We start from the raw sequence: 22,535 nt of genomic DNA, 5'->3' as shown, positions 1-22,535 counted from the left end.
AGCAGTCGAAGTACGAAGCGCCGCGCGGCCACGCGGCGCTTCCCGCGCGTTACCGCAATCGTCGCAAGCCGCCTCACGAGGACATCATGAAGCTGCCGCACCGCTCACGGGCGCAACGAACTGCCGCCGTCGCCTCCCTGCTGCTCGCGGCCGTCAGCGCGCATGCCGCCACCGCCGCCGAACTCGCAAGGGCGCAGGCCGCCGTCGATCAGATGCAGCCCTCCGCGACGCTGCGCAAGATCGCCGAAAACGGCGCGATCGTGCTGGGCACGCGCGAATCGTCGGTGCCGTTTTCATACACGGTGAAGCAGCAGCCGGTCGGCTACTCGTACGACATCGCGCTGAAGGTCGTCGATGAGATCAAGAAGCGTCTCAACATGCCGAATCTCGCCGTGAAGAACGTGCAGGTCACGTCGGCGAATCGCATTTCCTATGTCGTGAACAATCAGGTCGATCTCGAATGCGGCTCGACCGCGCATGTCGCCGAGCGCGATCCGCTCGTCGCGTTCTCGAACAGCTTCTTTCAGTACGGCATCCGCATGGCGGTGAAGAAGAAGTCGGGCATCCACGATTACGCCGACCTCGCGAACAAGACCGTCTCGACCACGGCAGGCACGTCGGACGAGCGCATGCTGCGGCAGATGGACATCGACCAGAAGCTGAATCTGCGCATCATCAGCGCGCGCGATCATGCGGAAGGCTTCGCCGCGCTCAAATCGGACCGCGCGGTGGCGTTCGTGATGGACGATCCGCTGCTCTACGGCAAGATTGCGCAGGAAGGCGCGGCGCGCGGCGAATACAGGGTGACGGGCACGTCGCTCGCGAACGAGGCGTACGGCTGCATGATGCGCAAGGGCGATCCGGTGTTCAAGCGCATCGTCGATGACGTGATCGCCAACATGCAGCGCTCGGGCGAGGCGGCGAAGCTCTACGAAACGTGGTTCATGCGGCCGATCCCGCCGGACGGCATGAACCTGCAATTCCCGATGTCGGCGGAAATGAGAGCGCTCTTCGCGCATCCGAACGACCGCACGGTCGACTGATCAAAGCGTCTCGTGCAGTTCCGCGAGCGACAGCGTGGTCTGGAAAAGCCGCGCGAGGCTGCGGCTCGCGTACCGGTCGACATCCGCCGGACTGACCCAGCGGTACGCATCCATCTCGGGAATCATCGTGCCGTCGCTATAGCGTGGGAAGTACGATTCGCAGATGCAGTTCTCGAGCCGCACGTCCTCTGCGCTCACGCGCACCGCGAAGAGATGCAGATCCTTGTCCCGCCGATAGACGAAGCGCCCGAGATCCTTGAGGCGCTCGGGCGCAATCACGATGCCCGTTTCCTCGACGAGCTCGCGCAAGGCCGCATCGCGCGGGCTCTCGCCGGGATCGGCGGCGCCCTTGGGCACGTCCCAGTGCGTGGTCTCGGTCGCGTGGCAGAGCAGCACGTCGCCTTGCATGTTCAGCATGACCACGCCGCACGATACGCTGCGACCGGTCATCGATTGCGTTCCCCGTTCATCACTGCTTCTTGAGTTTCCACTTGCCGTCGCTCTGCTTGCAGGCAACCGGCGTCCAGGTTTGCGTCTGCCCTTTCGCGTGCGCGACGAGCGTGATCTTGCGGCACTTCAGGCCGTTCGATTCGAAGCTGTTTTCGGGCGTGACGGTGCCGTTGATCGGCACCGTGTTGCCGGCGCCCTTGTTGTCCCAGTCGAGCGACTCGCCGTCCTGCTTCGTGTTTAGCGCGACCTGCGCGGCATTGTTGAGCGCCTGGAGATCGCGCTGCTTCATGTAGGTGATGGGCGTGTCGTTCAGAAAGCCCAGATTGGCCGCTTCGGCCTGTGCGCTCACGGCCAGAATCGCGGCGGCGGCGATCGTCAGATACGGGGCGCGGGCGAGCGCCCGATGTGTGTTCGGCATTGGATTCTCCTCGTTGCGGATGTTTGGCCGTCTGCACGTGCAACCAGAGCGGCAACGGAATCACCAACTGCAGCGCGCGCGAGCGGGCCGCACCGAGGATAGCATGACGCGGGCGCGTCAGACTCAGTTGGACGCGGACTTCACTTCGCCGATGCCGATGCCCTTTTGCGAATCCTTGTCCTTCGCGGGGTCGTAGCCGTCGGTCAGCGTGTTGAGGAACGCGACGACGTCCCGGATCTCGGCTTCGTCGAGCGCGGGCTTGTCGCCCTTCTTGCGGTCGAACGGCGGATCGGTATTGATATTCGCCCAATACCGCTTCGGCAGATCGTCGAATTTCTCGACGACGCCTTGCTTCGACACCGGATAGAACTTCTCGGGGTTGGTGTCGCGCTCGACATAGAAGCGCACCACGTCGTCCAGCGTGTGATAGATGCCGTTGTGGAAGAAAGTCTTGCGCGTCGCCACGTTGCGGAGCGTGGGCGTGCGGAAGATGCCGCAGTAGTCGTCCTGCCCTTTCAGGTCCGTGCGCTCGGGGCCGCACGCGCCGAGATCGTGGAACTTCGGATTCTTGTTGATCGGCAGCGCGCGATTGCGCGGCACGCCGAGCGCGATCAGGCCGAAATCGCTGAACTGCGGCGGCGAGCCGTCTTTCGCGCGCTGGCTGATGTGACACGACGCGCAGTTGCCCTTGTTCTCGTCGTTGAAAAGCTGCAGGCCGTGCATCTCGGCGGCGTTGAGCTTCGCGCGGCCGGCGAGAAACGCATCGAACTTGCTCGTGTACGGGTAGAACTGCGCGGGCGTCTGCTCGAACGCTTCGAGCGATTGCAGCACCGCGGTGAAGGTCTTGTCGTCGCTGTCGAAGACGCTGCCGCCGAAGGCCTTGCGGAAGTCGTCTGCATACGTAGACGCCTTCACCGCAGCCGCGACCCTGGCCGGCGTGCTGCCCATTTCGAACGTCGACAGAAGCGGAATGCGCGCCTGATCCGCGCCGTGATCGACGCGGCCGTCCCACGTCAGTCCGCCGGTCGGGCCGGCATCGACGCTTTCATCGCCTTCGTCGTCGGAATCGTGGAAATGCCGCGTGAACGCGGGCACCGATTGCAGATACCTGAGCGAGGGCACCGCGCGAAATCCCGGCCGATGCATGTCGTTGCCGCCGAGCTGCACGGACAGTGCATTCGGCGGCCCGAACGCGTGGCCCGGACTGTGACACGACGCGCAGGCGAGCTTGCCCGAGCCGGAGAGCGACGGATCGAAGAAGAGCTTTTCGCCGAGCGTCGTCATCTGCTTCACGTGCGCGAAGACTTCGGCGCGCGTCTGCGCTTGCGGTGCGGCGCCGGGGGCCGACGGCTGCGTCGGTGCATTCGTGTTCGCACTGGCCGCATGGGAATCGCAGCCGCTCATCGCGGCGGATAACGCGGCGAACGCGAGCGTGCAGAGAACGAACGGCAGACGCATCGAAGACATGGACGTGTGACATCGAATTGAAAGAAGCCGAAGCGTATGTCGGGCGTATGTCTTTCATGTGACAAACGCGGACGCTTTCACGGCGAGGCTGCTTCGTAATATTTATTAAGCGAACATTACGCAAACGAAAGCCTTATTACATGGCTTCGTCAACTTGCGTTGCGACACTGCGCACGCCGGCGGGCAAAGGCTTCCCCACGACAAAGCCCGCGTCGTGCGCCGGTTCACAACACAAGAGAGAATCGCAATGAACAAAAAACTCGTTTGCGCGGCGCCGCTCGCGGCGACGGTCGCATTCGGCCTCTACGCATGCGGCGGCGACGACAATCACGACAACGACATCTCCTCGGTGAAGAACGTTGTCGTGATCTACGCCGAGAACCGCAGCTTCGATAACCTGTACGGTCATTTCCCCGGCGCGAACGGTCTGCAGAACGTAACGGCCGCCAATTCGCAGCAGCTCGACCGCGACGGCAGCTTGCTGGCCACGCTGCCGAAAATATGGGGCGGCCTGACGGCGACGGGCGTAACGCCCGCGATCACCGAAGCGATGACGGCGAACCTGCCGAACACGCCCTTCGCGATCGACGCGGCAAACGGCTTCAACACGCAGCTCAACGTCACGACGCGCGATCTGTATCACCGCTTCTACGAGAACCAGATGCAGATCGACGGCGGCAAGAACGACATGTTCGCCGCGTGGGGCGATTCGGGCGGCCTCGTGATGGGCCACTACGACACGCCGCCGGACAAGCTGCCGCTCTACAAGATCGCGCAGCAATACACGCTCGCGGACAACTTCTTCATGGGCGCGTTCGGCGGCTCGTTCCTGAACCACCAGTGGCTTGTCTGCGCGTGTACGCCGGTCTATCCGAACGCCGACAAGAGCCCCGCGGCCGGCTCGGTCTCGGCGGTGAATCCGGACGGCGTCTCGCTCAAGCTCGCGAAAGCCCCGGGTTCGGCGCTCACCGGCAATACGTCGGGCCTCTTCGTGAATTCGGGCAACCTCACGCCGGACTTCTACGCGATCAACACCATGCAGCCGCCGTATCAGCCGAGCGGCAACAAGCCTGCGACGGGCGGCGATCCGAACCTCGCGGACCCGGGCCAGGCCACCACGCTGCCGCCGCAGACGCAACAGCACATCGGCGATCTGCTGAACAATGCCGGCGTGAGCTGGGCGTGGTACGGCGGTTCGTGGGGCGCGGCGCTGGCGGACCGCTCGGTCATCAACGGCGCGGTCAACGTGGTGCCTGACTTCCAGACGCACCATCAGCCGTTCAATTACTTCGCCGATCTCGCGCCGGGCACGGCCAACCGCGCGCAGCATCTGCTGGACGGCGGCACGAACGGTTCGGAGTTCATCAAGGCGATCGACGCGGGCACGTTGCCGCAAGTCGCGTTCTACAAGCCGCAGGGCAACCTGAACGAGCACGCCGGTTACACGGACGTCGCGCAGGGCGACCAGCACATCGCCGACCTGATCTCCCATCTGCAGAAGAGCCCGCAGTGGAAGAACATGGTCGTCGTCGTGACCTACGACGAAAACGGCGGATTCTGGGATCACGTCGCGCCGCCGAAGGGCGACCGCTGGGGTCCGGGCACGCGCATTCCGGCGCTCATCGTCTCGCCGTATGCGAAGAAGGGCTTCGTCGATCACACGCAGTACGACACGACGTCGATCCTGCGCTTCATCACCAGGCGCTTCAGCCTGCCGTCGTTGCCGGGTATCACCGCGCGCGACGCCGCGCTCGCCGCCAACGGCGCGCAGAAGATGGGCGATCTGACCGGCGCGCTCGACTTTTCGCAGTAAGCGTTATTCGGCGCTGCAATGGAACGGGCCGCGGTGTGAAAACCGCGGCCCGTTTTTTTTCGCATGCGTCAGGCGCCTGCGAACAGCGACGCCAGATCGTTCGTGCGCGTCCCGCCCGCCTGCGCGAGCACGCGCGCTTCCAGTTCGTCGAGATGCGTGCGCATTGCGGCGAGCGCGGTGCCGAGATCGCCTTGTTCCAGCGCGTCGACGAGTCGGCCATGTTCGTCCGATGCGCAGTTCGACAGCTTGGTCGGATCGAACAGCGCCTTGTAGAGCTCGGTCTTGGCGACGAGCTTCGCGAGAAAAACATGCACCTCCGGCGCGCCGGCGAGTTCCGCGAGCAGCAGATGGAAGCGCCCCGCGAGCCGCACGCATTCCTCCACGCTGCCCGCCTTCACCGCGCGCTGCTCTGCCTTCACATGCGCGCGCAGCGCGCGCTTCGCCTGCGTCGCGAGCGTGCCGCACAGCGCCGCGACGACGCCCGCCTCCACCACCTGACGCGCGCGATAGACCTCGCGGATGTCTTCGGGCGTCGGCGACGGCACGAATGCGCCGCGATTCGCCTCCAGCGTCAGCTTGCCTTCCGCGCCGAGGCGCGCCAGCACCTTGCGGATCGTGCCGCGCGTGCAGTCGAACGCGGCGGCAAGCTCGCGCTCGACGAGCTGCGCGCCCGGCGCGAGCTTGCCGTGCAGGAGCGCCGACGTGATCGCGGCGTAGACGCGCTCGTCAGCGGAAATTTCGTTGGATGATGTGTCCTTGCGAGATGCCATGATGCCTGTCGTGCTTGCGTTGATCCGCATTGTAGCCAGTGCCCGCGCGCCGATGCGAATTCGGGCTATCACTTTCGGCGTATTTTTGGTTGACCAAACACTGCTAGAATGGTCAACCAAATGCACGGAGCACGGGAGGATACATCGTATGAAACCATCGATCTGGATCGTCGATGCACGACCGTTCGGCGGCGCGCCGATGGACGTGCGCATAACGGGTGCGAAGAGCGGCGCGGTCATCGACGCGATCGTTCCTCACGGCGAGCGCCAGCCCGCGCCCGGCGACACGGTGATCGACGGCGCGTCGGCGCTGCTGTTGCCCGGCTTCGTGGAAGGTCATACGCATCTCGACAAGACCACGTGGGGCATGCCGTGGTATCGCAATGCGGTGGGCCCGCGTCTCATCGACCGCATCGAGAACGAGCGGCGCTGGCGCGCGCAAAGCGGTCACGACGCGGCCGCGGCCTCGCGCGCGCTCGCCCTCGCCTTTCTGCGCGAGGGCACGACGCGCCTGCGCACGCACGTCGATATCGACACCGATGCGGGTCTGCGTCACCTCGAAGGCGTCTGCGATACGCGCGCCGCGCTCGCCGACGTGCTCGACATGCAGATCGTCGCGTTCCCGCAATCCGGCGTGCTGAAGCGCCCCGGCACGCGCGAGCTGCTCGATGCGGCGCTTGCGAATGGCGCGGACGTGCTCGGCGCGCTCGATCCTGCTTCCATCGACGGCGATCCGGCCGCCTCGCTCGATCTCACCTTTGCACTCGCGACCCGGCACGGCAAGCCGATCGATATGCATCTGCATGAGCCCGGCGAGCTCGGCGCGTTCACGTTCGATCTGCTGCTCGACCGCGTGGAGGCGCATGGCTACGCGGGGCGCGTCGTCGTGAGCCACGCGTTCTGCCTCGGCGCGCTGCCCGATGCGCGGCGCGGCGCGCTGCTCGAACGCATCGCGCGCGCGGGCGTCGCGCTCCTGACGACCGCGCCCGCTTCCGTGCCGGTGCCGCCGTTTCGCGAGACGCGCGCGGCGGGCGTGACGCTCTTCGGCGGCAACGACGGCATTCGCGACGCCTGGACGCCCTTCGGCTCGCCCGACATGCTCGATCGCGCGAGGCTGATCGCGATGCGTTACGACCTGCGCCGCGACGACGATCTCGCCGCCGCGTTCGATTGCGTGTCGATCGAAGCGGCGCGCGCGTGCGGCTTTGCCGACTATGGCCTCGCGCCGGGCATGCGCGCCGATCTCGTGCTCGTCGACGCGGAGAACGTCGCGCAAGCCGTCGCCATGCGCCCGCCGCGCCGCTTCGTGATGGCCAACGGCACGCCGATCGCTTCCGGGTTCACGCGATGACCCCGCGCGCATCGAACCTCGCGTGGCTCGCGGTGATCGTCGCGATCGGGCTGAATCTGCGGCCGCTCTTAACATCGATCAGCCCGCTGATGGGCGTGATCCTGAACGCGACGGGGCTGTCGTTTCGCGGCGCGTCGATGCTGACCGGCTTGCCCGTCGTGGCGATGGGCGTGTGCGCGTTCGGCGCGAGCGCTCTTTCAGGCGCGATGGGCAATGCACGCGGCGTCGCGATCGGGCTGGTGGCGATCGTCGTGGCCTGCGCAGCGCGGCTCGTCGCGGGACACGCGGCGGCGCTGATCGCGAGCGCGGCGATCGCAGGCACGGGCGTCGCGGTCATTCAGGCGCTGTTGCCCGGCGTGATGAAGACGCGCTTTTCCGCGCGCCTGCCCTTCGCAATGGGCCTCTATTCGGCGTCGATCATGGCGGGCGGCGGGCTCGGCGCGAGCATCACGCCGGCGGTCGCGTCGCGCATGTCGTGGCAGGCGGGGCTGGCTTTCTGGGCCTTGCCCGCGGCGATCGCGCTCGCGGTGTGGCTGCTGCTCATGCGCGCCGACGCATTGCCGCGCGCTTCGTCGCCGCGCCGCGCCGCGCGCGCGCCATCGCTCTTTTTCAATCGCCGCGCGTGGACGCTCGGGATTTTCTTCGGGCTCGTCAACGGCGGCTACACGAGCCTCGTTGCGTGGATGCCCGCGCATTACCAGCAACTCGGCCGCGGCGTAACCGAAAGCGGCGCGCTGCTCGCGATGCTCACGGTGTTTCAGGCGTCGTCCGCGCTGCTCCTGCCGATGGCGGCCGCGCGCTTCGGCGGCGGCCGCGACCGGCGTCCGTGGCTTGCGCTCGGGCTCGTCGCGCAACTGGCGGGCTTCGGCCTGTTGCTCGTCGCGCCGCTTTCGTCGCCGCTCGTGGTCGTCGCGCTGCTCGGCGGCGGGCTTGGCGGCGTGTTCGCACTCACGCTCGTGCTGACGCTCGATCACGCCGACGATCCGGAGCTCGCCGGGCGGCTCGTCGCGTTCGTGCAGGGCGTGGGCTTCGTGATCGCGGCGTTGGCGCCGGTCGTCGCGGGCGTGGTGCGCGACGTGAGCGGCGGCTTCTCGATGTCGTGGATGATGCTCGCCGCCAGCCTCGTCGCGATGATCGCGCTGAATGTCGTGTTCAGCCCGCGGAGTTATGCACGGGCGATGGCCGCGCGCGGCGAGGTCAGCGCACCGCGCGGCACGCGAAGTATTCGTCGAGCAGATCGGTCATCTGCCACACGGGGCACGGACGGCGACAATGTCCGTCGTAGCCCGCTTCCTTGAGCCTCGCGATCGGCTCTTCGGGCAGAAAGCCGCTCATTGCGATGACGAGGCGATGGGCGTCGTCATCGGCTTCGCGCAGTGCGCGCACGAGCGCATAGTTGCCGCTGCCGCCGACGCGTGTATCGAGAAAGAGCACATGCGGACGCCATTGCCCGACGATCCGTCCGACCGACGATGAATCGACGGCCAGTTGCGCCGGAAAGCCCTTGAGCTCGAGGAGCGACACGAGCGATGCGCCGAGCACGCGCTCCGACAGCGCGAGCAGCACGCGACGCGATTCGGGCGGCAGACGCGATTGCTTGCGAGTCCATAGCGAGCATTGCGCCGGGCTGGTTTCGTAGGCTCGGTTGTTCAAGGCGTTCCTGTCACCTTCGTGGAGCGGCGCGCGCCACGGTGAGGCATGCGCGCACCGGGAGCGGGCTGCGTGTCGAACCGGAATTGTGTGTAAGCGTTGCGGGGCGCGGGATTGCGGGATCCGCTGTGTTCGTGCGGAAAGAAGGGGCAGGAATTAGGCCAGGAGGGGCTCGGCGCGTTTGCGCTGGCTTCAAAAAGCAAAAAGCCCAGTCGCATAGACCGGGCTCGAAGCGGACCACTTGGCCCGCCCTACACGACTCGAACGTGTGACCTACGGCTTAGAAGGCCGTTGCTCTATCCAGCTGAGCTAAGGGCGGAGAACCGGAACGCGCGGCCAGGCTGACAATCGAAACTCAGCCACGGATCGGGAAGAGACCGCGATTTTACCTCATTCGCCGCCGCGCCTGTCCCGCGTTCGTTACACCGGTTGCGGATGCATCATGAACCAGCCGAAGAAGAAGATGCCCGCGATCACGCAGTACACGCCGAACGAAGCGAGCTTTCCGTGCCCCTCGAAATAGCGCATCAGAAAACGCACGCTCAGATACGCCGCGATGCCCGTCAGCACGCCGCCGAGCACCGCATCGGCCAGTTGCCCCGGCGCGTGAAAGAGCTTCGGCAATTCGAGCACGCCCGCCGCGAAAATGATCGGCGTGCCGAGCAGGAACGAAAACTCCGCCGCCGCCTCCGCGGTGAGCCCCGCGCCCACGCCCGCGATCATCGTCAGGCCGCTGCGCGAGAAGCCGGGAATCAGCGCGCCGATCTGCGCAAGCCCGACCAGAAACGCCTGCCTGAACGTGAGCTTTTCGGGCGCGCGCGTCGCGCGGTTTCTCTGCAGGCGGTCACCCAGCCACAGCAGCACGCCGTTGACGATCAACGCCGCCGCGACGATCCGCAGATCGTGAAAAATCGCCTCCAGGCGCTTTTCCAGCAGCAGCCCGACGATGCCCGTCGGAATCGTGCCGATGATGAGCGCCCACATCATGTGGCCGTCGTCGTTGCGGCGGCCGCCGAGCGACGCGAAAAAGCCGCGGATCAGCGCGATCCAGCGATCACGGAAATACCAGAGCAGCGCGATGGCCGTGCCGAGATGCAGCGCGACGAGAAACGGCAGCAATTGCGGCGCGTGCTTGTCGATATGCATGCCGATCAGGCCGGGAACGAGCAGCGTGTGACCGAGGCTGCTGACCGGAAAGAGTTCGGTCACGCCCTGGAGCACGCTCAGAAAAACGAGAAACCACAGAGTCACGCGTCGGTCCTTTTTTGAGGAGGAGAAAGGACGCGCCGTGCAGTTCCATCCCTCGCATCTCGCGAAGCCGAAAGAGGCGGACCGGGAAGGTGGAACAGGAGGGATAAGTCGATACGGCGCGCAAACGGGACCGATTATGCCGGTCGCGAAATCGAGCGCCAAGCGGTAACTGCACACAAAATGTATCGACAGTCAACCGTGGGTTAAACGAACAACTATCGCAAGGAAAACCTAAGCCTTCCGAAAGGAATTACGCTTAGACACGCCGTCGAGCGCAGCGGAACGGCGATCGCCCGCTCAGGCCTTCAGCTTATAGAGGAAGATTGCCGTGCTCGCGCCGAAAAGGCCGAACATCGCGACGCCCATCGCCATCGCCAGATCCATGATTACTCCTTGTCCGTCTGATTCCCAACACTGGTTCCGCATAACAACATATTGCATGACGCTTGCTCAGTCGCAATTTCCCGCAAAGGGTTTTTCCGTAGAAAATTTGAAGGCAGAATCGACGGTTCCAGCCGCGCGCCATCGCATGCGCGGCGTCCAGTTCATCCACGGAGCGCACGGCCATCATGTCAACGGAAACTGACGTCATCGAAATCGAGCGCGACGGCGCCGCCCTTCTGCTCGCGCCGCGCGCGGGCGGACGGCTCATGACCTGGCGCGTCGGCGGCGAGCCGGTCATCCATTGGCCCGACACGCCCGACTGGTCGAATCCCGCGAAAATCCGCGGCGGCAATCCGCTGCTCTTTCCGTTTCTCGGCCGGCATTTCGTCGATGGAGAAATCGGCAAATGGCGCGATCCCGAGGGCGTCGTGCACGCGCTGCCGACGCACGGCTTCGCGCGCAATCTGCCCTTCTCCTGCACACGCGACGCCGATGGCCACGGCCTGCGCATGACGCTCGTCGACAGCGACGCGACCCGCGACGGCTATCCGTTCGCATTCCGCTTCGAGGCGGCGTACCGCATCGTCGACGGCAACACGATCGAGGTGGAGCTCACGACGTCCAATCCGGGCGAGGTCGCGCTGCCCTACTACGCCGGGCATCACTTCTACTTCCATTTGCCGCACGCGCAGCGTGGCGAAAGCAGCGTCGAGCTGCCGCGCACCGAGCGGCGCCGGCAACTGGCGGACGGCTCGATCAGCGAGGCCGAGCCGGGCCAGCCGCGTTATTCGCTGGCCGATCCGGCGATCATCGACACGTTCCACTGCCTCACGCGCCCTTCCGACGAGCCGATGCGGCTGAAGACGCCGGGACTCAAGCGCACGGTCAGCTTCGAGCTGGACCAGCCGGACTCGGTGCCGTGGTACGCCGTCACGACCTGGACCGAATCGGACACGTCGGACTTCTATTGCGTCGAGCCGTGGATCGGCCTGCCCGACGCGATCCATAACGGCCGCGGGCTGCGCTGGCTCGCGCCGGGCAAGACCGAAACGGCGTCGCTCCGGCTCGTCGTCACGGCCGGCGAATAAGGCGCGCGGCATCCGTTCAAAGCGTCTTTCTGTCCGGGGAAACCCGAGACGGTAAAATCCTGCCTTTCGATTCGCCGCGCAACCGTGCCGTGCACGGCTCGCGGCGGTGCTTTGCGAGGTCAGGTTTGCAAAAACAAATGAGACGGCTCGTCTGCGCATCGCTCATCGCAGTGTTGGCCGCATGCGGAACGGGGCCGGTCGCGCCGGGGTTCTATCGCGTCGAGCGCGGCGATACGGTGTCGAAGATCGCGCGTGCGAATCGCACGACGGTCAACAACATCAAACGCTGGAACGGGCTCACGAATCCCGATGCGATCGAAGTCGGTCAGGTGCTGCGCATCGCGCCGCCGGCGGGCAGCGCGAGCGCGGCGGAGTCATCGGCTGCGGGCACGGCGAGCGCGAAGAGCGAGACCAGCGCAGAGTCGCTGTCGCAGAACAAGGCCGGGCCGGGCGTCACGCTCGTCTGGCCGGCTCAGGGCAGCGTCATTCGCAGCTTCGACGGCAAGAACTCGAAGGGCATCGACATCGCCAATGCGGCGGGCACGCCCGTCGTCGCGGCGGCAACGGGTAATGTCGTCTACGCGGGCAATGGCCTGCGCGGCTACGGCAACATGCTGATCGTCAAACACGACGACGAGTATCTGACCGCCTACGCCCACAATCGCACGCTGCTGGTGAAAGAAGGCCAGACCGTGCAGCAGGGCCAGCAAATCGCCGAAATGGGCGATACCGACAGCAATCGCACGATGCTGCATTTCGAGGTGCGCTACATGGGCCGCTCGACGGACCCGGCGCGCTACCTGCCGCCCCGCTGAAGGCCGGGCGGACGTTACGAGGAAGATCGATGAGTTTGACGAAGAGGATGAACACGGCCGCGCTCGGCGCGGCGCTGGCGCTGAGCGGCGCGCTCGCCGGCTGCGCGAGCGGCCCCACGATGACCTATCTGCCTTCCGGCGAGACGGGCTTCGCGATCAATTGCAGCGGCGCCGATGCGAGCACGAGCTGGGCGGCCTGCTACAAGCAGGCGGGCGAGACATGCGGCGCATATGGCTACGATGTGGTGTCGAAAGACGCGGACAACGGCGCGACGGCGGGCGGCTCGGTCGGCGGAATTTTCGGGGCGAACATCAAGACCCGCTCGATGGTGATCCGCTGCAAGCAGTGACGCCATCAGGCGTCGGCGGTGTCGTCCTTCGAGTGTTTCGAGCGCCGCGTGCGCCAGTGTCCCGACAGCGGATCGATATGCGCGGCGAACGCAACGAGCGATGCCACGGCGAGCGGCGCGACAGCGGCGAAGAGCCAGAGCAGATTCATGGCAGACACAATTTGAAACAAGTCCGCCCGATAATACCTGCCCCGGCCACATTCTGCAGAAACCAACTGCCGCCAAACGTGCGGCAGGCAGCGCTTCGCGGTTTCGCTGTTCCCCTCGTCGCTTTTCATCCCGTTACGTGCCGAAACAACCGCACACAAAAGCGCGCGGCGGATGTCCCTAGACTGGCGTCAGCCCGTGCCCGATCTCCGCGCGAACGGGGGCGCGGGTCAGAAGCCCCGGTGTGCCCGCATCGGGGCTTCGCTTTTTTCGTGGAAGATTATTGCGGCTTGGCGGACGGCGCGATCATCGATGGCGGCGTCATGTCCGTCGGCACGCCCTTGTAGTCGGGCGGATCTTGCGGCGGGTGCTTCTGGCGCGCGGGCTCGGCGCATGCGCTCAGGCCGAGCGCGATGAACGCGGTGCAGAGTAAGGCGGAAACGAGACGCGGCATGAATCTCCCGGACGGTCGTCGAAAAGACAAAGGGGTTACAAGCCGTAACTTGTAACCCCTTCGTGTATCGTGGTCGGAGCGAAAGGATTCGAACCTTCGACCCTCTGATCCCAAATCAGATGCGCTACCAGGCTGCGCTACGCTCCGTCGAGCCGCAGATTGTAACGTGACCGATGCGCATCCGCAATGGCGAGTTCAGAGTTATGTTCTCATCAACCGGAGACGATCTCGATGAACCTCATTCTGTGGCGTCACGCCGAAGCCGAAGACCAGGCGTCGAGCGATCTCGCACGGCAGCTCACGCCGCGCGGGCGCAAGCAGGCGCAAGGCATCGCCAAATGGCTGAGAGCGCGCGTCGGCGACGACGCCGTGCTGCTCGCCAGCCCCGCGACGCGCACGATCCAGACCGCCGAAGCCTTCGGGGACCGTTACCGTGTCGCCGACGAGCTCGCGCCGGGCAACGGCGCGCAGGCCGTGCTCGATGCGGCGGGCTGGCCCGACGGCATCGCGGAAACGGTCGTCGTGATCGGGCACCAGCCGACGCTCGGCCACGTCGCCGCGCTTTTGATGACCGGCCACGAAGCGGAATGGCCGATCAAGAAATCGGGCATCTGGTGGTTTCAGGGGCGCACGCGCGGCGGCGACGGCCAGGTGGTGCTGCGCGCCGTGGTCAATCCCGACCTGCTCTGAGCCGTAATCCGCGCCGCATTCGGGCGGCGTAAGCTCGCCGTCATGCGCGTGTCGTTTCATCGAAACGTCATTGCGATGCCATGCGAGCGTCACCGCGCATTACTACATTGGCGAGGACTTGAAGCCACGTCCTGTCGAGGAACGCCAATGCAAGATTTGCCGACGCCTTTCCTGCAACTCGGAGCGTCATCGCTCTCGCTCGATTCGCGCCGCCACCTTCCGCGCCCTTCCGAAACGCATACGGGCCGCGAGCGCCTGCAAGTCGCGTGGGCGCGCGACGACGACGCCCTGCGCGACGCCCAGCGCCTGCGCTATCGCGTGTTCTCCGAAGAAATGGGCGCACGCCTGTCCGGTCCCGCCGGTCTCGATGTCGATGCCTTCGACGCCTACTGCGATCACCTGCTCGTGCGCGATCTCGATACGCTGCAGGTGGTCGGCACGTATCGCGTGCTGCCGCCGCATCAGGCCGCGCGCATCGGCCGTCTGTACGCGGAAAGCGAGTTCGACGTGTCGCGCCTCACGCACCTGCGGCCGAAGCTCGTCGAAGTGGGCCGCTCGTGCGTGCATCCGGACTATCGCAACGGCGCGGTGATCATGTCGCTGTGGGGCGGCCTCGCCGCGTACATGATGCAAAACGGCTACGAGACGATGCTCGGCTGCGCGAGCGTCGGCATGATCGACGGCGGACATTACGCCGCGAATCTCTACACCTCCCTTCCCGCCGATGCGCTGACGGCGCCCGAATATCGCGCGTTCCCGCACACGCCGCTGCCGGTCGAGGAACTGCGCACCGGCGCGAACGTGAGCCCGCCGCCGCTCGTGAAGGGTTATCTGCGTCTCGGCGCGAAGATCTGCGGCGCGCCGGCCTGGGATCCGGATTTCAATACCGCGGACTTCCTCACGCTGTTCCGTCTGTCGGAGATCAACGCGCGCTATGCGCGGCACTTCATCGGCGACATGCAGGGGCGGTAAAGCCCCAAAACGCAACAAGGCCCCGCTCGACGGGGCCTTGTTCCTTGCGGCATCGATTCACTCAATCGCCCGTATAGACCACGCGATACGGCCGGCCGATCTTTTCCCATTCCATCGCTTCCTGCACGAGGCTGTAATCGGTGAGCGGATTGTTGGCCACCCATTCGTTGGGCAGATGCACTTCGAAGCCGCCGCCCGCCCGTTTCACCTCGATGCCTGGCAGCCCGACATCCGTGCGCCGGCGCGACAACAGCGCCGCAAGCCGCAGACAGAACAGCAGCGTCCAGTCGATGTCGCGCGCCTGCGCGATCTTGCCGAGCTTGCCCGCGTGGCCGAGCACGAGCGCCGCGAGCCGGGCCTGATCGGTGCGCGAGAAGCCGGGCATGTCGGCGTTGCTCGCGATATACGCGGAGTGCTTGTGATAGGCGCTATGCGCGATCGACAAACCGATCTCGTGCAGCGACGCCGCCCACGCGAGGAACATGCGGTTTTCCTCGCGCACGTCTTCATCGGGCTCGCCGAGCTGATCGTAGAAACTGATCGCCAGTTCGCCGATGCGCTCGGCCTGCGCGGCATCCACGCCATAGCGGCGCTTGAAGCCTTCGACCGTCACCGTGCGCATGTCCTGATGCTGCGAGCGCCCGAGCAGGTCGTACAGCACGCCGAGCCGCAAGGCGGCGTCGGTGGTATCGGCGTATTCGACGCCCAGTTCCTCGAACACGCCGAGCATGATCGACAGGCCGCCCGCGAGCACCGGCACGCGATCCGGCTTGAGCGCGACGAGCTTCAGCCGGTTCACGTTCTCGGCCTTGATGAGCGCGCGCTTGAGCCGCTCCAGGCCGACGCGCGAAATGCCGTGCGTGACATCGGGATCGTTGAAGCCGTTCGCCTCGATCAGTTCCGCGAGCGCGCGCGCCGTGCCCGACGAACCGATCGCCTGATCCCAGCCCGTCTGCTTGTATTCGCGCGAAATGATCTGAATCTCGCGCTTGGCGGCGAGCTCGGCCTGGCGCATGGTGTATTCGTCGACATTGCCGGCCGGGAAGAACTGGCGGCTATGGCTCACGCAGCCGATATAGAGGCTCTCCATGTGGATCGGCGTGTAATGCGAGCCGATGATGAACTCCGTCGAGCCCCCGCCGATATCGACCACGAGCCGCTTGCCCGCGCTCGCCGGCACCGAATGCGCGGCGCCCGCGTAGATGAGGCGCGCTTCCTCGCGCCCGGCGATGACTTCGATCGGAAATCCGAGCGCGCTTTCCGCCTCGACGAGAAAGTCGTGGGCGTTTTTTGCAACGCGCAAGGTATTGGTGGCGACGGCGCGCACCTGATCGGGATGAAAATCGCGCAGGCGTTCGCCGAAGCGCTTCAGCGCATCCCAGCCGCGCACTTGCGATGCGCGGTCGAGCATCTTGTCCTTCGAGAGTCCGCCGCCGAGCCGCACGGGCTCGCGCAGCGCGTCGACCTGGTAGATCTGGCTGCCGGCGGGCGTTTCCTCGACCCGGCCGACGATCAACCGGAAGCTGTTCGATCCGAGGTCGACCGCGGCAAGAAGATGGGGATGTGTGACCATCGGAGATCCGGAAATCGTGAAGTGGGGAAAGGCACTGTCACAGCGGCGCTGTTGCAGCGCACGAATTTTATTCTATGCCGCCGCGGCGCGCGCCCGCTCGAAGCCGTGCGCGGAACATCCGAAAATCGCGCGTGCGCGCTAGCGACGCTATCCGCATAATGAGTAGAATTCGTGAAAATCGTTCTGTCATAAAAAACACATGATACTGTGAGAACATCTGAGAGCTTCCTTGCCCATCTGATCGAGACACCCTCCCTCCCCCCGATGTCCATACGCTATCCGTTATTCAACCGCGAACTGGGCATTTTAGGTTTCAACGAGCGCGTCCTCGCGCAAGCCGCCGACACGACGGTTCCCTTGCTTGAACGCCTGCGATTCATTTGCATCACGAGCAGCAACCTCGACGAATTCTTCGAAGTCCGTATGGCGGGTCTGCAAGAGCAGATGCGCGACAACCCCGGCTCGCTGTCGCCGGACGGCATGTCGCTGCAGCACGTCTACGACCTGGTTTCGGAACGCGCGCAGCGCCTCGTGCGCCAGCAATATTCGATGCTGCACGACATCGTGCTGCCCGCGCTCGAAATGGAAGGCATCTACTTTCACGGCGCGGAAGACTGGACCGAGCAGCAGACCGCGTGGGCGCGCGACTACTTCTACAACGAGCTTTTGCCGGTGCTCACGCCGATCGGGCTCGATCCCGCGCATCCGTTTCCGCGGGTATTGAACAAGAGCCTGAACTTCGTCGTCGAACTGGAAGGCACGGACGCTTTCGGCCGCCAGGCGATGATGGGCATCGTGCAGGCGCCGCGCGCGCTGCCGCGCCTCGTGCGCATGCCCGAGGCGTTGTCGGGTTATCCGCATGGCTTCGTGCTGCTCAGCTCGTTCATGCAGCACTTCGTCAACGAACTGTTTCCTCATCTCGTCGTGCGCAGTTGCAACCAGTTCCGCATCACGCGCAACAGCGAGCTTTTCGTCGATGAAGACGAGATCACCAATCTGCGCGTCGCGCTGCAAGGCGAACTGCCCGCGCGGCATCTGGGCAATGCGGTGCGGCTCGAAGTGTCGGCGGAAACGCCGCCGCATCTCGTGCGGCGCCTGCTCGACGAAGGTCAGTTGAGCGAACGCGATGTGTATCGCGTGAACGGGCCGGTCAATCTCGTGCGTCTGATGCAGTTGCCCGAGATGGTCGACCGGCCGGACCTCAAGTTCGTGCCGCATATTCCTTCGGTGCCGAAGGCGATCGCGAACACGTCGAATCTCTTCGATGCGATCGATCAGGGCGATATCCTGCTGCATCATCCGTACGAGAGTTTTCAGCCGGTGCTCGAACTGCTGCTGCAGGCCGCGAAAGATCCTCAAGTTGTTGCCATCAAGCAGACGATCTATCGCACGGGCACCGATTCCCCGTTGATGGATGCGCTCATGCAAGCCGCGCGCAACGGCAAGGAAGTCACGGTCGTCGTGGAACTGCTCGCGCGCTTCGACGAAGAGACGAACATCAACTGGGCGTCGCAGCTCGAAGCGGTGGGCGCGCATGTGGTGTATGGCGTGGTCGGCCACAAGTGCCACGCGAAGATGATGCTGATCGTGCGGCGCGTATCGCAGGGCGGCAAGCTTGTCCTGAAGCGTTATGCGCATCTGGGCACGGGCAACTATCATCCGCGCACGGCGCGTCTTTATACCGACTTCGGTTTGATGACTTCGGATCAGGAGATGTGCGAAGACGTGCATCACGTCTTTCAGCAGTTGACGGGAATCGGCGGCGAGATTCCTTTGAATCAGCTATGGCAGTCGCCGTTCACGCTGCACGCGAAGCTCATCGACGCGATTCGCGCCGAGGCCGAGCATGCGCGCGCGGGCCGGCGAGCGCGGATCGTCGCGAAGATGAATGCCCTGCTGGAGCCTACGGTGATTGCCGCGCTTTACGAGGCGTCGCATGCGGGCGTGAAGATCGACCTGATCGTGCGGGGCGTGTGCTCGCTGAAGCCGGGGGTCGAGGATCTTTCGGAGAACATCACAGTTCGGTCAATCGTCGGGCGGTTTCTCGAACATCATCGCATCTTCTATTTTTATGCGAATGGCAAGGAAGATGTGTTTCTTTCCAGCGCGGACTGGATGGATCGGAACTTCTTCAGGCGCGTGGAGGTGGCGTTTCCGATTCGCGATCGGCGGTTGAAGCGGCGGGTTATTGCCGAGGGCTTGTCGGTTTGTCTTGGGGATAATCAGTCGGCGTGGGTGATGCAGAGTGATGGGCATTATCGGAAGCGGAGGCCGGGGAAGGCTATTCGCAATGCGCAATTGGGGTTGTTGGCTAAGTTTTGTTCTTGATTTTTTTTGAATCGCGGGATCCCGTCACTTAGTTTTCTGTTTTGATTCGCTGGATCCCGTAATCGTGGTGGTTTATTAGCACTGCCCCTCCCCGGGGCGGGGGTAACTTTCTTTGCTGCTGCAAAGAAAGTCACCAAAGAAAGCAGCTTTGTCACCGCCCGCGGTCACACGCAGTTTGGCCACTTTTCTCCTCCAAGGCGGCACTCGCCTAAGTGTCGCCCTCACAGGCCCAATCGGGCTTGGATCGCGCACGATCCGTCACATCGCGCCGCTTAACAAACCGGTACAGCCATTTCAAGTTCCAGCCCGCTTCGCGGCCGATGGGTAAATCGGGTACGCGAGTGCATTCGTGTTCGCCGGTTTCCCTCGCATACCCAGCGGCAGCGCGCAGCGCTGTGCCGAAGCTATTTCGTGCTGAACCAGTGCGCTCAAACTTATGGTTTGTCAGATCGTGCGCGATCCAAGCCCGGTTGGGCCTATGGGGGCACTCTTTAGGCGAGGACCGTTCCCCGAGGAGAATAGTGGCCAAACTGCGTGTGACCGCGGGCGGTGACGAAGCTGCTTTCTTTGGTGACTTTCTTTGCAGCAGCAAAGAAAGTTACCCCCGCCCCGGGGAGGGGCAGTGCTAATAGACCAACACGAAAACGGGATCCCGCAAAAAAACAATCAAGCCGCCAACGACTTCCTCAAAGCCGTCCGCGATGCGGGAAATCGAACAACAAAAGTACTCCCCCTCCCAACTTCACTCTTAACATCAAGCTCGGCATTATGCCGCTGCAACACATGCTTGACGATAGCCAGCCCCAACCCGGTCCCCCCGGTATCCCGCGACCGGCTCCGATCCACGCGATAGAACCGCTCCGTCAACCGCGGAATATGCTCCGCAGGAATCCCAAGCCCGCTATCCCGCACGGCAAAAACCGCGCGATCCTTCATGCGCTGCCAAGAAACCTCGATGGCCCCGCCATCCGGCGTATACCGCACCGCGTTAGTCACGAGATTGCCAAGCGCACTCATCACTTCGGTCTCGGCCCCCGCGACGGTCAACGCATCATCGCTTTGAAACGAAATCCGATGCCGCCCGTTCGACAGGTTATTGGCATCGTCTTCCAGATGCCGCATCACCGCGCGCATGTCGAGCAACTCGTCGCCCGGCGGACGCATATCGCCTTCGAGATTCGCGAGCACGAGCAAGTCCCGCACGATGTTCTGCATGCGCGACGCCTGCTGCTCCATCATGTCGAGATAACGCATGCGGTCCGCTTCGTCGAGCGGCAGTTCGCGCATCGTTTCGAGAAAGCCGGACAACACCGTGAGCGGCGTCTTCAACTCATGCGAAACATTGGCGACGAAATCGCGGCGCATCGAGTCCGTGCGCTCCAGTTCGGTGATGTCCTGCGTGAGCAGCAGCTTGCGGTTCTCGCCATACGGAAATACCTGCACCGATACCGTGTACTTGCGATGCACGCCCATGCCGCGCATCACGAGCATCTCTTCGTAATGGTGCGCGTTCAGATAACGCACGAAGTCCGGATTGCGCACGAGATGCGTGATGTGCTGGCGCAAGTCGCGCTTGGCATCGAGCCCGAAGTGCTCCTCGGCGATCGCATTGCACCACTCGATCTGATCGTGATCGTCGAGCATCGCAACGCCGTTCGGCGAGGCCTGGATCGCCTGAATGAAGCGCGCATGCTGTTGCTCGACCTGACGCACTTGCGCGTGCCAGCGCTTCGCGAGCTTGTGCAGACGGTAATAGATTTCGCCCCAGATGCCGAGCGCACTCGGCACCTCGCCATAGACCGGCGCTTCGAGCAGACGCCACAGGCGCTGCATGTGATAGGTAACGAAAAAGCCCTGCACGACGAGCATGAGCACCGCAAAGGCCAGCGCCACGCGCACGCCCGCGAATGCGCCGATCGCCGCGCTGAGCGCGGCGAGCAGCGCGAGGGACACGATGGCACGCGTCCAGATGATGTTCATGTTGTCGGTGTGTCTAGATGACGTTGATGCGGCAAGTCGAAGCGGAACTCACGCGCTCTTCGCAAGCCGGTATCCGCTGCCGCGCACCGTTTCGATCATAGCATCGCAGCCCGCGGGCTTGAGCGCGGCGCGCAGACGCTTGATATGCACATCGACCGTACGCTCTTCGACGAACACGTGATCGCCCCACACCTGATCCAGCAATTGCGTGCGGCTATGGACGCGCTCCGGATGCGTCATGAAGAAATGCAGCAGACGGAATTCGGTCGGGCCGAGATCGAGCTTGATATCGTTGCCCGAATGACTCGCCGCCACACGGTGCGTCGCCGGATCGAGCCGCAAACCGTTGATCGCGACCACGTCTTCGGTGAGCTGCGGCGCGCGGCGGCGCAGAACCGCCTTGATGCGCGCCATCAGTTCCTTCGGCGAGAACGGCTTCGTCACGTAATCGTCCGCGCCGATCTCGAGGCCGAGCACCTTGTCCTGCTCGTCGCCGCGCGCCGTCAGCATGATGATCGGAATATGCTTCGTGCGCTCGTTGTTGCGCAGCTCGCGCGCGAACGCGATGCCCGACTTGCCCGGCAACATCCAGTCGAGCAGGACGAGATCGGGCAGCACGTCGCTGATCAGGTTTTGCGCCTGTTCCGCGTTATAGGCGCGAATCGGGCAATGTCCCGCATGCTGAAGATTCACCGAAATCAATTCGGAGATCGCGGGTTCGTCTTCGACGACGAGGATACTGCTGGGCATCGGCACCTCTTGACCTTTTCCTTGAGTTAAAACGATTGCGCGGCAACGAATCAGCTCAACGCCTCGCGTTCGAGCTGATCGCGCGAGATGTGACGCACGTCCGTGCCCTTCACGATATAGATGATGAACTCGGCGATGTTCTTCGCGTGATCGCCGATGCGCTCCACCGCCTTCGCGATGAACAGATAGTCGAGGCCCGCCGAAATGGTGCGCGGATCTTCCATCATGTACGTCACGAGCTTGCGCACGAAGGCGCGGAATTCATCGTCGATAGCCTTGTCGTCGCGCACGATCTGCGCTGCCGCCACCGTGTCCAGACGCGCGAACGCATCGAGCGCGCGGCGCAGGATCGATACCGCCATCTCGCCCGAAAGCTTGATTTCCGCGATGTTCACCGTGCGGCCCGCGCCGTCTTCGTTGATGCGCTTCACGCGCTTGGCGATCTTCTCGGCTTCGTCGCCGGCGCGCTCCAGATTCGTGATCGTCTTCGAGATCGCCATCAACAGGCGCAGATCGCGTGCAGCCGGCTGACGGCGCGCGATGATGTTGCTGCACTCTTCGTCGATCTCGACTTCCATCGTGTTCAGACGCACTTCGGCCGCGATCACCTGGTCGGCGATGCCGATGTCGAACTCGTTCAACGCCTGCATCGCCGCGATGATCTGCGACTCGACGAGACCGCCCATTTCCAGCACTTTCGACGACACCGCGTTGAGGTCGGCGTCGAACTGGCTCGAAAGATGTTTATCGGACATATTTGCTCCTTAAAGCCTTTTCGTTTCACCCGTCCG

General features: G+C 64.1%; 23 protein-coding genes and 2 tRNA genes. 10 read left to right on the top strand and 15 right to left on the bottom strand.

What is annotated here, in order from left to right; all coding sequences use genetic code 11:
• Positions 1-86 precede the first annotated feature (86 nt).
• Positions 87-1,043, top strand: a complete 957-nt coding sequence (locus LY284_RS02335; RefSeq protein WP_077157320.1) for a transporter substrate-binding domain-containing protein — start codon at positions 87-89, stop codon at positions 1,041-1,043.
• Here the strand turns inward: LY284_RS02335 and LY284_RS02330 are convergent, their stop codons facing one another.
• The 3 genes from LY284_RS02330 to LY284_RS02320 all read right to left on the bottom strand — a co-directional run bounded on the left by LY284_RS02330 (position 1,044) and on the right by LY284_RS02320 (position 3,378).
• Positions 1,044-1,493, bottom strand: coding sequence for an NUDIX hydrolase (locus tag LY284_RS02330; RefSeq protein WP_233384284.1), 450 nt, complete (start codon positions 1,491-1,493; stop codon positions 1,044-1,046). It lies immediately after the preceding gene.
• Positions 1,494-1,512: 19 nt separating this feature from the next.
• Positions 1,513-1,911, bottom strand: coding sequence for an RT0821/Lpp0805 family surface protein (locus tag LY284_RS02325; protein ID WP_233384281.1), 399 nt, complete (start codon positions 1,909-1,911; stop codon positions 1,513-1,515).
• Positions 1,912-2,034: 123 nt separating this feature from the next.
• The gene (locus tag LY284_RS02320) at positions 2,035-3,378 is read right to left on the bottom strand and encodes a cytochrome-c peroxidase (RefSeq protein ID WP_233384272.1); all 1,344 of its coding nucleotides are present in this window, start codon (positions 3,376-3,378) and stop codon (positions 2,035-2,037) included.
• Positions 3,379-3,625: 247 nt separating this feature from the next.
• On the opposite strand from LY284_RS02320, the gene LY284_RS02315 reads away from it, so the two are divergent.
• Positions 3,626-5,191 carry an acid phosphatase gene (locus LY284_RS02315; protein ID WP_233384252.1) on the top strand — a complete coding sequence of 522 codons (1,566 nt, stop codon included), beginning with the start codon at positions 3,626-3,628 and terminating at the stop codon, positions 5,189-5,191.
• A 68-nt stretch (positions 5,192-5,259) separates the two neighbouring features.
• Here the strand turns inward: LY284_RS02315 and LY284_RS02310 are convergent, their stop codons facing one another.
• A complete protein-coding gene (locus LY284_RS02310) occupies positions 5,260-5,961 on the bottom strand; it encodes a GntR family transcriptional regulator (RefSeq protein WP_233384237.1) in 702 nt (233 codons plus the stop codon).
• A gap of 148 nt (positions 5,962-6,109) precedes the next feature.
• On the opposite strand from LY284_RS02310, the gene LY284_RS02305 reads away from it, so the two are divergent.
• Positions 6,110-7,312 (top strand): amidohydrolase family protein, encoded by a 1,203-nt coding sequence (locus tag LY284_RS02305; RefSeq protein ID WP_233384228.1) that lies wholly within the window; start codon positions 6,110-6,112, stop codon positions 7,310-7,312.
• Positions 7,309-8,610: a cyanate transporter gene (locus tag LY284_RS02300; RefSeq protein ID WP_233384219.1), complete on the top strand. Its 1,302-nt coding sequence runs from the start codon at positions 7,309-7,311 to the stop codon at positions 8,608-8,610. The genes LY284_RS02305 and LY284_RS02300 overlap by 4 nt, the downstream gene beginning before the upstream one ends.
• On the opposite strand, the gene LY284_RS02295 is transcribed toward LY284_RS02300, so the two are convergent.
• From LY284_RS02295 to LY284_RS02280, 4 genes are all read right to left on the bottom strand, one after another.
• Positions 8,510-8,965: a hypothetical protein gene (locus LY284_RS02295; protein ID WP_233384208.1), complete on the bottom strand. Its 456-nt coding sequence runs from the start codon at positions 8,963-8,965 to the stop codon at positions 8,510-8,512. The genes LY284_RS02300 and LY284_RS02295 overlap by 101 nt on opposite strands.
• 239 nt (positions 8,966-9,204) lie before the next feature.
• Positions 9,205-9,281 (bottom strand) — tRNA-Arg (locus tag LY284_RS02290).
• A gap of 101 nt (positions 9,282-9,382) precedes the next feature.
• Positions 9,383-10,213, bottom strand: a complete 831-nt coding sequence (locus LY284_RS02285) for an undecaprenyl-diphosphate phosphatase (protein ID WP_053568508.1) — start codon at positions 10,211-10,213, stop codon at positions 9,383-9,385.
• Between the two features lie 297 nt (positions 10,214-10,510).
• Positions 10,511-10,654 carry a hypothetical protein gene (locus LY284_RS02280; protein ID WP_156903062.1) on the bottom strand — a complete coding sequence of 48 codons (144 nt, stop codon included), beginning with the start codon at positions 10,652-10,654 and terminating at the stop codon, positions 10,511-10,513.
• 128 nt (positions 10,655-10,782) lie between these two features.
• Here LY284_RS02280 and LY284_RS02275 point away from each other — a divergent pair, with 128 nt between their 5' ends.
• The 3 genes from LY284_RS02275 to LY284_RS02265 all read left to right on the top strand — a co-directional run bounded on the left by LY284_RS02275 (position 10,783) and on the right by LY284_RS02265 (position 12,850).
• Complete coding sequence (locus LY284_RS02275; protein ID WP_014191902.1) at positions 10,783-11,685, top strand: aldose 1-epimerase; 903 nt, start codon at positions 10,783-10,785, stop codon at positions 11,683-11,685.
• A gap of 125 nt (positions 11,686-11,810) precedes the next feature.
• A complete protein-coding gene (locus LY284_RS02270; protein ID WP_014191903.1) occupies positions 11,811-12,500 on the top strand; it encodes a peptidoglycan DD-metalloendopeptidase family protein in 690 nt (229 codons plus the stop codon).
• 29 nt (positions 12,501-12,529) lie between these two features.
• Positions 12,530-12,850 carry a hypothetical protein gene (locus tag LY284_RS02265; RefSeq protein WP_014191904.1) on the top strand — a complete coding sequence of 107 codons (321 nt, stop codon included), beginning with the start codon at positions 12,530-12,532 and terminating at the stop codon, positions 12,848-12,850.
• Between the two features lie 5 nt (positions 12,851-12,855).
• On the opposite strand, the gene LY284_RS02260 is transcribed toward LY284_RS02265, so the two are convergent.
• From LY284_RS02260 to LY284_RS02250, 3 genes are all read right to left on the bottom strand, one after another.
• Positions 12,856-12,999, bottom strand: a complete 144-nt coding sequence (locus LY284_RS02260) for a hypothetical protein (RefSeq protein WP_233384199.1) — start codon at positions 12,997-12,999, stop codon at positions 12,856-12,858.
• Between the two features lie 278 nt (positions 13,000-13,277).
• Entirely contained in the window at positions 13,278-13,451 is a 174-nt protein-coding gene (locus tag LY284_RS02255) for a hypothetical protein (protein ID WP_014191905.1), read from the bottom strand.
• A 70-nt stretch (positions 13,452-13,521) separates the two neighbouring features.
• Positions 13,522-13,598: transfer RNA gene (locus LY284_RS02250), tRNA-Pro, on the bottom strand.
• Positions 13,599-13,682: 84 nt separating this feature from the next.
• On the opposite strand from LY284_RS02250, the gene LY284_RS02245 reads away from it, so the two are divergent.
• Together LY284_RS02245 and LY284_RS02240 are read left to right on the top strand one after the other, a co-directional pair.
• Positions 13,683-14,141: a histidine phosphatase family protein gene (locus tag LY284_RS02245; RefSeq protein WP_014191906.1), complete on the top strand. Its 459-nt coding sequence runs from the start codon at positions 13,683-13,685 to the stop codon at positions 14,139-14,141.
• A 147-nt stretch (positions 14,142-14,288) separates the two neighbouring features.
• On the top strand, positions 14,289-15,113 hold the full coding sequence (locus tag LY284_RS02240) for a GNAT family N-acetyltransferase (RefSeq protein WP_014191907.1): 825 nt from the start codon (positions 14,289-14,291) through the stop codon (positions 15,111-15,113).
• Positions 15,114-15,174: 61 nt separating this feature from the next.
• Here the strand turns inward: LY284_RS02240 and ppx are convergent, their stop codons facing one another.
• Positions 15,175-16,686, bottom strand: coding sequence for an exopolyphosphatase (ppx, locus tag LY284_RS02235; protein WP_041730539.1), 1,512 nt, complete (start codon positions 16,684-16,686; stop codon positions 15,175-15,177).
• Between the two features lie 264 nt (positions 16,687-16,950).
• Here ppx and ppk1 point away from each other — a divergent pair, with 264 nt between their 5' ends.
• On the top strand, positions 16,951-19,014 hold the full coding sequence (gene ppk1 / locus LY284_RS02230; protein WP_045450840.1) for a polyphosphate kinase 1: 2,064 nt from the start codon (positions 16,951-16,953) through the stop codon (positions 19,012-19,014).
• A 666-nt stretch (positions 19,015-19,680) separates the two neighbouring features.
• Here the strand turns inward: ppk1 and phoR are convergent.
• From phoR to phoU, 3 genes are read right to left on the bottom strand one after another with little or no spacing between them, the layout of a single operon-like run.
• A complete protein-coding gene (gene phoR, locus LY284_RS02225) occupies positions 19,681-20,994 on the bottom strand; it encodes a phosphate regulon sensor histidine kinase PhoR (protein ID WP_014191910.1) in 1,314 nt (437 codons plus the stop codon).
• Positions 20,995-21,042: 48 nt separating this feature from the next.
• Complete coding sequence (phoB, locus tag LY284_RS02220) at positions 21,043-21,744, bottom strand: phosphate regulon transcriptional regulator PhoB (protein WP_008342029.1); 702 nt, start codon at positions 21,742-21,744, stop codon at positions 21,043-21,045.
• Positions 21,745-21,794: 50 nt separating this feature from the next.
• Positions 21,795-22,499: a phosphate signaling complex protein PhoU gene (gene phoU, locus LY284_RS02215; RefSeq protein WP_014191912.1), complete on the bottom strand. Its 705-nt coding sequence runs from the start codon at positions 22,497-22,499 to the stop codon at positions 21,795-21,797.
• Between the last annotated feature and the right edge of the window lie 36 nt (positions 22,500-22,535).

Source organism: Caballeronia sp. PC1, assembly GCF_021353155.1.
Taxonomy (GTDB): Bacteria; Pseudomonadota; Gammaproteobacteria; order Burkholderiales; family Burkholderiaceae; genus Caballeronia; species Caballeronia cordobensis.
The sequence above is the reverse complement of the archived record's forward strand: the minus strand, read 5'-3'. Positions and strand labels throughout refer to the sequence as shown.